Annotated in this window: 10 protein-coding genes and 1 tRNA gene; 6 read left to right on the top strand and 5 right to left on the bottom strand. The window is 39.4% G+C overall.

Annotated elements, in window-relative coordinates:
• Window positions 1-45 precede the first annotated feature (45 nt).
• Window positions 46-1,524 (bottom strand): catalase, encoded by a 1,479-nt coding sequence (locus F1644_RS16865; RefSeq protein WP_118305763.1) that lies wholly within the window; start codon window positions 1,522-1,524, stop codon window positions 46-48.
• An 85-nt stretch (window positions 1,525-1,609) separates the two neighbouring features.
• Entirely contained in the window at window positions 1,610-1,942 is a 333-nt protein-coding gene (locus tag F1644_RS16860) for a diguanylate cyclase (protein ID WP_087420850.1), read from the bottom strand.
• A 162-nt stretch (window positions 1,943-2,104) separates the two neighbouring features.
• Here F1644_RS16860 and F1644_RS16855 point away from each other — a divergent pair.
• The 6 genes from F1644_RS16855 (at window position 2,105) to F1644_RS16830 (ending at window position 7,162) form a co-directional block, all read left to right on the top strand.
• Window positions 2,105-2,178, top strand: a tRNA-Asn gene (locus F1644_RS16855).
• Between the two features lie 251 nt (window positions 2,179-2,429).
• A complete protein-coding gene (locus F1644_RS16850; RefSeq protein ID WP_118305324.1) occupies window positions 2,430-3,644 on the top strand; it encodes a site-specific integrase in 1,215 nt (404 codons plus the stop codon).
• Between the two features lie 88 nt (window positions 3,645-3,732).
• Complete coding sequence (locus F1644_RS16845; RefSeq protein WP_118305323.1) at window positions 3,733-4,266, top strand: JAB domain-containing protein; 534 nt, start codon at window positions 3,733-3,735, stop codon at window positions 4,264-4,266.
• Between the two features lie 723 nt (window positions 4,267-4,989).
• Entirely contained in the window at window positions 4,990-5,403 is a 414-nt protein-coding gene (locus F1644_RS16840) for a hypothetical protein (protein ID WP_118305322.1), read from the top strand.
• 26 nt (window positions 5,404-5,429) lie between these two features.
• Entirely contained in the window at window positions 5,430-6,434 is a 1,005-nt protein-coding gene (locus F1644_RS16835) for a hypothetical protein (RefSeq protein WP_189021483.1), read from the top strand.
• Window positions 6,435-6,457: 23 nt separating this feature from the next.
• Complete coding sequence (locus tag F1644_RS16830) at window positions 6,458-7,162, top strand: hypothetical protein (RefSeq protein ID WP_118305321.1); 705 nt, start codon at window positions 6,458-6,460, stop codon at window positions 7,160-7,162.
• A 1,902-nt stretch (window positions 7,163-9,064) separates the two neighbouring features.
• On the opposite strand, the gene F1644_RS16825 is transcribed toward F1644_RS16830, so the two are convergent.
• Genes F1644_RS16825 through F1644_RS16815 form a run of 3 tightly spaced genes read right to left on the bottom strand, consistent with a single transcriptional unit; the run spans window position 9,065 to window position 13,238 of the window.
• On the bottom strand, window positions 9,065-10,333 hold the full coding sequence (locus tag F1644_RS16825; RefSeq protein WP_118305320.1) for a thioredoxin family protein: 1,269 nt from the start codon (window positions 10,331-10,333) through the stop codon (window positions 9,065-9,067).
• A 21-nt stretch (window positions 10,334-10,354) separates the two neighbouring features.
• Window positions 10,355-11,512, bottom strand: coding sequence for a pepsin/retropepsin-like aspartic protease family protein (locus F1644_RS16820; protein ID WP_118305328.1), 1,158 nt, complete (start codon window positions 11,510-11,512; stop codon window positions 10,355-10,357).
• A gap of 22 nt (window positions 11,513-11,534) precedes the next feature.
• Window positions 11,535-13,238 carry a S8 family serine peptidase gene (locus tag F1644_RS16815; protein WP_118305319.1) on the bottom strand — a complete coding sequence of 568 codons (1,704 nt, stop codon included), beginning with the start codon at window positions 13,236-13,238 and terminating at the stop codon, window positions 11,535-11,537.
• Between the last annotated feature and the right edge of the window lie 32 nt (window positions 13,239-13,270).

Here is a 13,270-nt window from a genome sequence, read left to right as displayed (position 1 = left end):
GAACACACAACGTATTCCTCAGCCGTCAGTCAGTAAAAATTATTATTAATCTTCTTGTTGTTGGCGTTTCACCTCGGCAAGAACTTCTTTCATATCCAAGCCTGCCGCCTCGGCAATACCTTTACCACAACGTTCGTCTGCTTGGTAAAAGCGAGCTGCCACCCGCACTTTTATATTCACGGGCACTCCTTCCATAGCCGCAGCAACATTCGTGTGTATTCGCTTTTTCTCGTCTTCAGGTACCAGACGATACAGGTCTCCCGGTTGCGTGTAGTAATCTTTATCTTGTTGGTAATGACTACCCATTCCCCGGATATCAAAAGGTGGTTGATTATAAGCATGGTTATCTACCGGTCCGCCGAAACTATTCGGCTCATAGTTCACCGCACCACCACCGTTACCATCCACTCGCATAGCTCCGTCCCGGTGGTAATTGTGCATCGGGCAACGAGGCGCATTTACCGGGATGGAATCCGCGTTAATCCCCAAACGATAACGATGAGCATCCCCGTAAGCGAACAGACGTCCCTGCAACATCTTGTCCGGCGAAAAACTGATTCCCGGTACCACGTTAGCCGGGTTGAAAGCGGATTGCTCCACGTCGGCAAAATAATTCTCCGGATTCCGGTTCAACTCGATCACCCCCACCTCGATCAACGGGTAATCCTTGTGGCTCCACACTTTTGTCAAATCGAACGGGTTAAAACGATACGTCTCCGCGTCCTTTTCCGGCATGATCTGCACGCACATTTTCCATTTCGGGAAATCTCCTTTCTCGATACTCTCGAACAAATCCCGCTGGGAATGTTCCCGGTCTTTCGCCACGATCTTTTCCGCTTCCTCGTTTGTGAAGTTCGCGATTCCCTGCATACAACGCAAATGGAATTTCACCCAGCAACGTTCGTCATACTCGTTATAAAAACTGAACGTATGACTTCCGAACCCGTGCATATGACGGAAATCTCGTGGAATACCCCGGTCACTCATCAAAATCATCACCTGATGCAATGTCTCCGGCGACAGGCTCCAGAAATCCCACATCGCCGTGTTACTCCTCAGGTTCGTCTTCGGGTCTCTCTTTTGCGTGTGAATAAAATCGGGAAACTTCAACGGGTCCCGGATAAAGAAAACAGGCGTGTTATTCCCGACCAGATCCCAGTTCCCCTCGTCAGTATAAAACTTCATGGCAAATCCCCGAACGTCCCGTTCCGTATCGGCTGCTCCCCGTTCTCCCGCCACCGTGGAAAAACGCATGAACACATCGGTCTTCTTGCCAACCTTGGCAAAAATGCTTGCTTTCGTATAACGGGTAATATCATTCGTCACCGTGAACGTACCAAACGCCCCGCTTCCCTTGGCATGCACAATACGTTCCGGAATCCGCTCCCGGTTAAAATGAGCCAATTTCTCGATCAGCCAAACGTTTTGCAAGAGAGCCGGTCCATGAGGTCCCGCTGTTTGAATGTTTTGATTATCACCTACCGGAGCCCCGGCTTCAGTGGTAAGTTTTTGTTTCTTTTCCATGGTTAATAAGGTATATTCGTTATCATCTATATCCCGATTATACCTTATTAACCATTAAAAAGTTTTACAAACGAATCAAAAATTTTTATTCCGTTTTCGGCTTGCGAATGTAATGAGGCATCTCAAAAGGAATTTCCAAAGAAAATTCTACCAACCCCATAAACTCGCCATTCTCATACCACGGGGTCTGATAAATCAACTTCTTCACGCCGTTTTTCTCGATCGTGTAAGCATTCGTGGCATGTTCCTCCATCAACTGCACCAACTTCGTCCGGGCAGGCTCCGGGTGACAATCCAACACGTTCTGCCCGACAAGATCTCCGTGATTCGTCATTTGAGATTTATCATTCATTTGAAGAATCTTACCCTCTTTATCGCAAACCGTGATAGCCACGTTTAATTCTTTCATGTAATCCATAGCAGTCATTTTTTAATTGATTCGCAAATCTACAATTTTTCATCATGCAGATTCCCATTTTCCCGAATTAATAGCCATAACCCACATTTTTCTGCAAATTTTCCTGCAAATATTTTGCGGAATTCAACAAAACCCCTATATTTGCATCGCTTTTGAGAAAATTCCTTAGTAGCTCAGTTGGTTAGAGCGGCGGACTGTTAATCCGTAGGTCGTAGGTTCAAGTCCTACCTGAGGAGCTAAGAAGCTGAAAGCCAGTATTTCTACTGGCTTTTTTCATGCTCAGAATTTTGATATTTACATTGAATATCAACACTTTAGCCACAAGACACCATTCCATACCAGTACATTTCAACAAAAAAAACAGGGTGAATTACAATGGAAATATCAACAAAAGTGGTCACAAAAGTGGTCACCTCTCTTTCAAAAAGTGGTCACCTTTTTTAAAAGAATAAGTTATTGTTTTAAAGGCTATTAAAGCCAATAAATTATGATAACAAGAGTAAATATTTCATTTTTCAGGTATCACTCAAGGGAAACTGAAACAGGAGAAGCACCTCTTTATTGCAGGCTATGGCATGAGAGCAAGAGAAAAATTTTCTCCATTGGGTTCAAGGTTACTAGAAACAAGTGGAACCAGAACAAGCAAATAGCAACAGGAAAGTCTGAAATGACACAAAGGATTAACACCCAGATGGAGGTTATAAAGAAGAAACTTGTTGAGATTGAAACAAAATTAATCATGGAAGGGTCTGAAGATATTCTGGAAGATATGTATGCCTTGTACATTGGGAAAACAACTGTCAGCAGGTCATTCATAACCTTGTTTGAAGAGAGGTACATGACTGCAAAGAGAATGGAGGGGATAAAGTTCAAGAAAAGCACCCTGGATAAATTCAAAGATGTGCTGGAACTGGTGAGGGCATACATTAAAAAATCCTATCATGCATCAGATATTCCCATGAACAAGGTTAATTTCAAGTTCATATCTGGATTGGAAGACTACCTTCTCACTGTGAGGAGGCAGAAACCTGTCACTATCAACAAGAACATGCAGAGGGTAAAGCAAGTCACCACCTATGCAATGAAATGCAATTACATCAAGGTAGATCCTTTCATTGATCATGCCCCATTGAAGGTGGAGAAAGAACTGGTATTCTTAACCACAGAAGAACTTCACAAGCTAGAAAGCTATCAATTTGCACAGGAAAGATTAGCCAAGGTGAGAGATTTATATTTATTCAGTGTATATACAGGTTTGGCTTATCATGAAGCATTTGCCTTGCAGAAAAAGCATATTATCATGGCATTTGATAAAAAATTCTGGATTGAGATGAAGAGGGAGAAGACTGGAAAGGGTATCAGTGTCCCCCTCTTACCACAGGCAATGAAGATCATGGAAAAATATGATAATGGTGGGGATAAAGAGGCTCATGTGTTGCCAGCCATCAGCAACCAGAAAATGAATTCATACCTGAAAGAGATTACTGAAATTGTGGGTATTAACAAGAAATTAACCCACCACACAGCAAGAAAGACCTTTGCTACCACCATCTTATTGTATAATGATGTTCCTATTGAGATTGTCAGCAAGTTACTAGGCCATTCATCAATAGCTGTCACCCAGAAACATTATGCCAAGGTGGTCAACAAAAAAGTTAGTGCCTGCATGGAAAAGCTAGAGAAACAACTGAATCATTGTTAGGGGAGAGACAACATCTCCCCTTCCACATTCAAATAAAAAACAAACCTCCTTTTCCATGTTTTGGTTGCAAATTTAAATATAGCAAATAATGAAATCACTAGAAAAATTATTAAATGTGGCAGAAGTTGAACTGTCTTACAAAAGCCACATAAAGCCAGCAGACAGGCTAAAAATTTCAGATGAGAAAGATGTGTATTCACTAGCCAGAAGTCTCCTAGAAGACAGGATAGAACACCTTGAAGAAATGTATATGGTGTTACTAGATCAAGCACTAAAGGTATTGGGTGTGGCTCTAGTAAGTAAAGGTGGGGTTTGTAACACTGTGGTTGATCTCAGGATCATATTTCAAACTGCAATCCTTGCTAATGCAAGCAGGATAATTCTAGTTCATAATCATCCCTCTGGTAATCTTAAACCAAGCCTGCAGGATGACAAGATCACCAAAAGAGTTTATCAAGTTGCATCCATTCTAGGAATAGAATTAACTGATCACCTGATCATTTCAGAAGAAAGTTATTATAGCTATGCAATTGAAGGCAGGATAGATGTTATGAATCCTAGCAGGGATGATTATTCTTCACCATTTTTGAATCTGGATGAGGTTGTCTTGCCAATTCATTAAAGAGTGTTAAAATATGGCAAATAAGGCCTCAAATCCTTGATTTAAGCCACTTTCTTCTTCCTTTCATAGGATTCTCTTCACCACTCCTAAAAATGGCAATATAAAGGCTAATTAGCCTTGTTTTAATCATGCAATTTTGGAAGAAGTGTAGGAATTGTCCCAGATGTTTTTGAATGATTATTATATATAAAAATGAAAACAAGTGGGACAATGTTGCACATAGATGTATATAATACACTAAACTAAGTGCAACAATCATTCAAATCTTCTCCACCCTATGATGGTACAGTTCTAATTTTTACCTTTATATAGAATTAGACCTGTACACCATCTTAAGAAAAAGAGAAGATATTTTACTCTTTAATGTGAATTAAATTTATTTTTGTCATAGAGCAGCCCACTAAAGCACTTGCTTATAATGCTGAATATTCCTATTTTTGTAAAGTTGGAGTGAGGAATCACTCTAGCAGACATAGTAGAACAAGAGGCATTAGTTTATCCTTCATTTGGAGATCTGGTAAATTTTTGAATTGATATAAGGGTAAAAGCAAGTGCTTGTCTTCTCATGTATATTATTATCAAGATAATATATGAGTTAGGCATGGGCTGTTTTTATTTATATCAAGGTTATTACCAGAACCACCAAATGAAATAAATTACAGTTTCCATGCCTTCTTTTTGTGTAATTACCTTTAGGAGCTGAAGGAACAAACATTCACTAATATGCTAATTATCATCTTTATTGTTGTTGTGATTATCAGCTATATTCTGTACAAAATTTTTAATAATAGGAAATCAATCTTGCAAAAGCAAGTAGAAGGTTATGGGGGTATGCTGAATAAGTATGAATTTTTAATCCATCATCTAACTTCCTACCCCAATGCTATTATTCAAAAAGTACAAAAAGACAAGATTCAAATTTATATTGATTTGAGTATTATTAGCTCTACAATGAATTTTTACATCAAAGAAGGCTTCCAGTGTGTAAACATACAATGGATTGGGATTTCAAAAAAACTAGGTAAGCATAAAAAAAGTTGGAAATTTCCAGATACTTATTCACAAGAAAAAATGGTTCAAAGAATCAATGAAGACTTGAATAATCAAATGGATAAAATCTTAGGCAACAAATACTAAAAACATAATAACTAATTTAATTAAATATGTGGTGGATAATTGTAATTTCTATAGTGATATTTATTTTCTATCGCTTTACTAAAGATCATAGAGAACATGTAGAAACCCATATCACTCAGTTTGGAGGCATGAAAGGCAAGTATGAGTTACTTATTACAGCCTTAGAAATTAATGGTTTCAAGATACAAAGGATGACAAAAGAAATTGTAGAACTATCTAGTTTTAGCTCTCATTGTACATTAGCTTATGTTGGTACTAATTTGGAAGTATGTTTAAGTGAGAATGTGCCAATATTAGGGCATACAAAGAAAAAATGGATATTTCCAGATGGATATCCCCAAGAAAAAATGATTGAAGAAATGAGGAATCATGCAATTTGGCAATTAAATGAAATATCAAAATACTATGACACAATACAAAATCAAGGAGATACTCCTTTGCCTACTCAAGATGAAAAGAATCAAGAGAACATCAATCAAGGTCATACAGAGGATGTAGATGAAGAGAAGGATATTTTAGCAAATATTCCAACAGAAGACAAAATACAAAACAAGGTTATTATCATTCCATTTGATGATTCAGACCCTCAAAACATTATTAATTTTGGTGAATCATCTCAACCTGATTTCATAAGAATCAGAGTTGAATCTAAAGAATTAGTATCAAATGAAGGATCTTTGTTAACTTTCCAAACAAGGAGACATAGATTCACTATTGCTAAAGAAGTCCTAGAAAAATATAAATTAGGTATTGGATCAGACTTCTGTAAGTATTTCCCAGAATGTAGAATTTCAGTAAGAGAACAAGTAGGTGAACCATTCTGGAAATTGGAAGATAGAGTACAATCTCCTAAGATGACACCTGCAAATGAAGAAAAAGGTACACCAGCAATGGTTCATCTTCATGAAGGATTACCTATTTATAGACAGACATTCTTCAATGTAAATGCTGGATCTCCTAACTATGATGATGTATTTGTACAAACCACAGAAATGATTACTGAAGAAGAATTCAATGCAATATACAAATAAAAACTTCAAAATCAGTATAGACCATGAACCAACAAGGAACAGCATTTTTAATGTTATTACTGCCTATCATTAAGATTGGAATAACTATATGGGCAGTTTATAGAGCAAAAGAATTAAACAGAAGTAGATGGGGGTGGGGTATATTTACTTTCTTCTTAACACTACCTGCATTTATCATTTTATTGTGCTTGGGTAAGAAGAAAGACAATTCTAGTAAGAAAATAGATTCCTCTCCTATCAGCAAGAAAATTGCAAATAAAATTCCATTCATCAGTTTGGAAGTGTTCAAACAACATTTGATCAACAAAAATTGGGTATTATTAAGAAATTCAGAAGGTCATAGACAAGTGTATATCTTTCAAAAAGACCAAACATTGCTAATCTCACAAGCAGGAGAGGTTGATAAGGGAAGATGGGAAGAAGTTGGTGACAATTCCATACTAATAGAGGTTGACAATAAAAGCACCTTGTACAAACCAACTCATAAAACAGAACATTTGTTGATCTTAAAGGTAGATGGAAAAGAGGAATATCTTCATTTTGTGGATGAAAAACTATATGAAGAGGGGTGTAAGACTACTGACAAAATCAATGAATTAATATCTTCTACAAACAATTCCAATGAAATAAAAGAAGATGATATTACTGGACTTATAGGAACAATTATATTCTCTATAGTTGCTATGACCATAGGTATCCTGATAGCAGTAGGACTTTCTTCAAGGTAACATATGAGGAGGGAGTACAATATAAACACTCCCCCTTCCATCCATAAGATACCTTTCATCCCCCCTATCAACAATAAAAAACAAACATCACATATTGGAAACATGGTGTTAATAGGTATTTTTTGAATCAAGATTGTTGTATTCTCCTAGGAATCAGGAAGTCAAAAAATATTTAAGTTACTCCATATCCTTAAGTAGAGAGGAGGCATCAGCTTTGGCTGGTGTTTCCTTTCAAATACCTGTTTATTCTCCATCCCTAAGAATCAAGAAAATTGAAGTGAATCACAACTGTCTTTACTTTTAATTGTTTTTGTTAATAAATATTAAATTATAAATAATATTGCCCCCTCTATTTGCTTAAAATTGATTGATTTCACTCTCTCATCAAGTAATTTGATGGTGCATAGTATAAGGCTGGGGGCTAGAAGCAAATGAAGAAACACCTTGCTATTGAACACAGGAGTAGCTACCTGATCCAACAATGCTCCATTTCACTAATTTACTCACCCAAAAGGAGAGAAGGACATTGAAGTTTAAGATAGATTTTAATATGGATTCTGACTGTTTCATCAATTCTTCATCTGGTAAGGTTGCCTCTATCTTTAAAAGCAAAAGTACATGGTTTCTTCCCATTGTACTATAATAAAATTCTTTAATAATGCAAATATAATACATTTTTTAACAAATTCCAAATTTTAGAGCAATTATTTTACATTTTATATCCACATCACCCTATCAGCTAAGACTAGCCAGCACCATAACAAGATGCAAAATAAGGCCTATTTTAGGCTCATACAGGCACTTTAATTCAAGAATAATACATTTTATTAACTCAAAAAATAACATTAAAATATGAAGAGAAAAAAGCACTATTTACATTCTGGATAAGAATAGACAATATACAACATAAACAACTAGTTATTAATTAATTACATGAGAATTACTATCACATTCTTATGGTCTATTCCATATACTCCATCAGCCTTTACAACAACTAACTATCTAATTTTCAATCACTTTTTAAGTAGGTTCAAGTCCTACCTGAGGAGCTAAGAAGCTGAAAGCCAGTAGAAATACTGGCTTTTTTCATGCTCGCAAGTTTCGATTTTCATGCGAAAATTCAAACCGTCCATTAAATAAACACCTGTTTTAAAACAACTTAGCTACTTTATCCAAAATCATAAACACATTCAGACAAACAAGGTATTAAAATATCATATTTGCCATCATTTACACTTCATTTGCTATCAACTGGTCACCAAAGTGGTCACCTCTCTTTCAAAAAGTGGTCACCTTTTTTAAAAGAATAAGTTATTGTTTTAAAGACCATTAAATAGCTTACATAAAAAAATTAGGAAAAACATTTTCAAACGTATTATCTTCGTATACTTAATCAATATAACGTCAATGAAAAAACTTCTAGATTTAACTTTACTCCGGGAGATTCTCAATTCTTTCAAGGTGGAGAACATAACAAGCACTAGCAACCAAATTGATATATACCTTGACGAGAAAATCTATATCTATTAGCAACAAATAAAAGCAAATCATACCTAATTCCCTACCTCAAACCGGGTTGAAAATGGAAAAAGGATTTGAATTGCTGATCTATTGCCCCATGATTGCATTCCAACCTCGGAACACAGTGTATGTTATTTTTCCTTATATCCTGTTAAAATGGCGGCTATAATCGGGCGATAAGGCGGCGACAATGGGGCGACAGCGCCTAATTGTCACCCAACAATCGCCCAACAACCAGATAATTTTCATGACCAACCTTGGAAATACCCCTTTAAAACCAATACTATACCCAATTCTTCTATTCCAATAAAAACCAGCGTGCAGGATTATCCCCCCACCCTGGTTTTCCAACAATATTCGACGATTATTATACCTTTTCAATCATTTCTTCAACAATTGTTCCCGAATAATCTGTTCATATTTTTCAGGAGTGGCCCCGGTTTCAATAATCGGTTTTCCTCCCACCGGGATAAAAAACAACGTGGGCAGGGCCACCACGTTAAACATACTACATAACTCTTTTTCCTTGTCAGCATTTACTTTCAGGAACAAAACTTGATCTTTGTATTTTTCCGCCATCTTTTCCATTTCCGGGATCAAGCGCATACAAGGCCCGCACCACGTCGCCCAGAAATCAATGACCACGGGTTTGTCCCCCTTGAACACGAACTCTTTATCTTTACGATAATCGTAAATATGTTCCAAGAAATACTCTCGGGTAATCGGGTTCAATTTCCCGGGAACAACCGACGAGGCAACATCTCCAACCACGTCATCTTTCACTTCAACCAAATCGAAAGGCTGAAAATAGATTTTTTGTTTTTGATAATCTATTGAAATAATTCCCTTTTCCAGTATGCCGGAACCTAACACCGAACGAGGCAATTCTTTATTTTCCGCCACGACCACGCTACCCAACTGATCTTTCACGAAATCACACACAACGGCAGTTTTCGTCTTGGTGATTTTCACGGACTTCCCGTAACCATTCATGACAAAAGCCACTCCCCCGTCAGTACCATCAATCCGGGCAAAATCTTCCGCTGTCATGGAAATCATCCCGTCATTCCACGTATCAAACAGCAAAGAATACACAGTCCCGTTAATCGTAACCGGGCATACAACTGCACTCCCCGGTAACACCTCTATATCAGTCCGATAGTCCAGTTTCATATACGAAGGCCGGTAAGGTATGGAAGTCGTTATCTTTTTACGCCTACGATCAATCGTTAGCACCACGTTACGGAACATGGCCCCCCCAACAATTCCCGCAACACCCAATTCACGTAAATAAGATTCATCACCTAACACGAATGCTGACACGCCATTACCAAACACGTTATTCCCAAATGCCATCGTACCTATCAACACGCTTTTCACCACCGGCACTTTCTTGTACAAAAATTCATTATACTTAAATTCACCCGGAATATTCTCGTCAATTTTTAACCTCTCCACGTATTCCGGTAAGATTGCCGTGTGCCCGGCCAAATCCAGCACGAAACCAGCGACTTCCCCGTTCACGACCAAATCCAAGATAATCTTCCCGTCCACTTCCCGGTAATCCCGGACCTCTGTCGATGTGTTCTTTGTCTGCGCCCATGTCAAACATGATAACAAGCAGAAAAATGATAATATCAATATTTTCATTCGTTATAGATTTACATTTACCTAAAATCTCTTGATCTCGACTTTCCTTTCTCGTCCCTCTTTCAAAATAATAATATAAGCCGAATCACCCTCTATCGCATCCAAAAGAGCATCTATCTCCAACTGGCTCTGTGCCACGCTGGAAAGATTCTTGCCATTGATATTCACGACCCGATCGCCAAATTCAAGCTGATCCTTCAAGTTATCCCAAACGATTGTCACCTCGAAATGTCCCTTCACGGGCAATATTCCCACGTTCCAGGTTTTAGGGGCACCACCCGCGTCAACAATCTCTTCGCCATACGGAAAAAAATAGAAACGTTCCCGCATATAATCAATAACGATCTTGCCATAACGCAACATATCAATGCCGATGATACTCATTCCCATATTGATCGTAATACTTCCCACGTTAGTAAACTTTTTATCCAGAAAAGTCATCTCCCCGATAGCCACCTTGTCAATTTCAACCGGTTGTCCGACACCGCTAATTCCGACCATATTCACGCCTATTGCCTCCGCCACTTTTATATTTTTGACCTTATCTTTCAGATCACCATAGTCGATGGAAGAAAGTAATAAAAGTCCCGATGCTCCCGTGTCGAACAAAACCCGTTTTGACACGCCCCCAAAATCGACATCCACAATAGAATGGCTGGACTGGCCCGGAAACATCCGGACCCCATCCGTGATTTTCAAGCCTGCCGGACGATAAGGATAATTGATCACCATAATCTTTTCCCGTGAGTCAAACGTAATTACCGACCGGGCAAAAGCATCCCCTCCCAGAATTCCAGCCACACCAAGCTCCCGGAAGAAGCCTGTTGCGGGGAATATCATGGTTTCCAAACGGGGCAATCTATAATTCGGACTTAATTCCACATCATGCAAGATTCCGGTTTGGAAACTAGTCCCCGCCCGGTTGATGTCAGACACGCTTGTCGATGTTCCCGTACTTGTCGCTTTCATGTCAACAGCCACGTCCCGCATAGTTCCCGTTTTTCCACCCGTATCCACGATATATTTCACTTTTATCCCATTCACGGTGACAGGAATAATGATCTTTTCCCGAATTAATTCGTAATGAATCGTGTCACACACACGACGGGTAACTTGTTGCCCGAAAACACCTGCCGAAAACAATACCAACAGGCCAACAATGAATACGATTGTTCTCATATCACGCATTGGGTGTAAATAACTATTTTCCCGCTAGTTTACTCGCTGCCACGACGGCCTGATAAGCATTCAAGATTCCCCCGGACAAACACAAATCATCGAAAAGAAATAAATCCTGTGTCTTCTTTCCCCCGACTTCAATACCTTTTTCGACCTCGACTCCCTTTCTGGAAGTCACGGATGCCAACAGAATATCACGAATTTGTGAACCTGTCAAGTTGGGATAATAGGCTTTAATCAAAGCAGCAACCCCGGCAACAGATGCCGATGCAAGTCCCATTCCAGTTCCCGTTTGATAAGTATCACCCGTGTAAGCGGCATACACGCTGACACCAGGGGCATATAAATCTAATTCTTTCGCTCCATAGTTGGAATTCATGGAAGGATTACCGTACTTGTCGGAAGAAGCAACAACCATGAGATTCGTCAGCTCTTTTCCGTCTGTCATCCAACGGTTGGGGAAAAATGACTGCTTGGATAAATCCAATGACAATTCCCAGGCCGGAACGATGACCAACACGTCTTTATCTTCGGCATAACGTATCGCCTCTTCCATCCATTTTTTCTGCATTTCCGGGTACAGCGTGTTTTGCTGGGGCAGAACAATCACGTCAGCCTGATGGTCAACAGCATAACGAATGGCTAACGCCATATCCTTCAAATAAGGTTCACCTTTACCGGCCGTAACACGCAAGGCCATGATCCGGGCCTGATCCATGATGCCATCACCACCTCGAGCGTTTCCCCGTCGAGCCCCGATCACACCAGCCTGCATGGTCCCTAGTGCGGCATCGGATGTTAACAATACGTTATTCCCGTATCTCGTATCTTTTATATCTAAATAATTATCCCCGATCACATCTTCACGGCCATCATTACCATATCTTTTCAAAACATTCATGTACTCGACCTCGGCCCTTTCCACGGCTGTCATCACGAAATTTTCATAAACCACGCTTAAATCCTCTGTTTTATAGACCTGAAAACCCAATGCGATAAGCGTGAATGCGATATCCCGCAACGTGTCGACCGGGCCATTCGGATCATAACAGGTCTGGAATTGCTCTTTTGTTATTTTTTGTCCCGGATATTTTGTCTCCAGCTCGCTTTTGAATTTATCCCCGTACTCCCGGATAACGTACCCAATTTGCCAGCCACCGTATTTCTTGGCAATCTCCGACTCCGGGAGTACCCGTGTTTTGTAGTACACGTACTCGGACAGATTTTCCGGGGCCGGGACCAGAGTCCTTTTGCCATCTATGATTTTAAAAAACTCCCCGTTGCTCGTGATATAATCGGCGTATTTGTCTTTAAGACGAAAGAATTCACGATCTCCTTCACGCGTGATCGTCTCCATGACCCGCCCATCCTTTCCACCTAGGAAATTCCAGCCATTGATGTCATCCACCAGCCCGTTTTTATCATCATCCTTCCCGTTTGCCTTCTCTTTCGGGTTAACCCAGACGGCTTGTTTCAAATCCTCGTGTTCCACGTCCAAGCCCGTACCGATCAAAGCAACAACAGGTCTTTTCTTTATTTTTTTTTCTTTCAGGAACTCGTAAGCCTTGTTCACTTCCGCACCGTACACCCCGTCTTGATCGAAAGAACAATTATACCAATCCAGATCTGATTGTTTCTTGGGTGTTTGGGCCTCCTGCCTTACAAGTTGTGCCTCCACCGCGGAGAAACACAATCCCGTGACGAATAATAATAAATATTTTTTCATTGATTTACTGTTACAATATTATACAATACGAA

Source organism: Butyricimonas paravirosa (genome assembly GCF_032878955.1).
Taxonomy (GTDB): Bacteria; Bacteroidota; Bacteroidia; order Bacteroidales; family Marinifilaceae; genus Butyricimonas; species Butyricimonas paravirosa.
The sequence above is the reverse complement of the archived record's forward strand: the minus strand, read 5'-3'. Positions and strand labels throughout refer to the sequence as shown.

Bases quoted from the DNA above. Each gene is read 5' to 3' on its own strand.
- F1644_RS16845 (WP_118305323.1), top strand. From the start codon at position 3,733: ATGAAATCACTAGAAAAATTATTAAATGTGGCAGAAGTTGAACTGTCT.
- F1644_RS16815 (WP_118305319.1), bottom strand. From the start codon at position 13,238: ATGAAAAAATATTTATTATTATTCGTCACGGGATTGTGTTTCTCCGCG.
- F1644_RS16850 (WP_118305324.1), top strand. From the start codon at position 2,430: ATGATAACAAGAGTAAATATTTCATTTTTCAGGTATCACTCAAGGGAA.
- F1644_RS16825 (WP_118305320.1), bottom strand. From the start codon at position 10,333: ATGAAAATATTGATATTATCATTTTTCTGCTTGTTATCATGTTTGACA.
- F1644_RS16860 (WP_087420850.1), bottom strand. From the start codon at position 1,942: ATGGATTACATGAAAGAATTAAACGTGGCTATCACGGTTTGCGATAAA.
- F1644_RS16865 (WP_118305763.1), bottom strand. From the start codon at position 1,524: ATGGAAAAGAAACAAAAACTTACCACTGAAGCCGGGGCTCCGGTAGGT.
- F1644_RS16830 (WP_118305321.1), top strand. From the start codon at position 6,458: ATGAACCAACAAGGAACAGCATTTTTAATGTTATTACTGCCTATCATT.
- F1644_RS16840 (WP_118305322.1), top strand. From the start codon at position 4,990: ATGCTAATTATCATCTTTATTGTTGTTGTGATTATCAGCTATATTCTG.
- F1644_RS16835 (WP_189021483.1), top strand. From the start codon at position 5,430: ATGTGGTGGATAATTGTAATTTCTATAGTGATATTTATTTTCTATCGC.
- F1644_RS16820 (WP_118305328.1), bottom strand. From the start codon at position 11,512: ATGAGAACAATCGTATTCATTGTTGGCCTGTTGGTATTGTTTTCGGCA.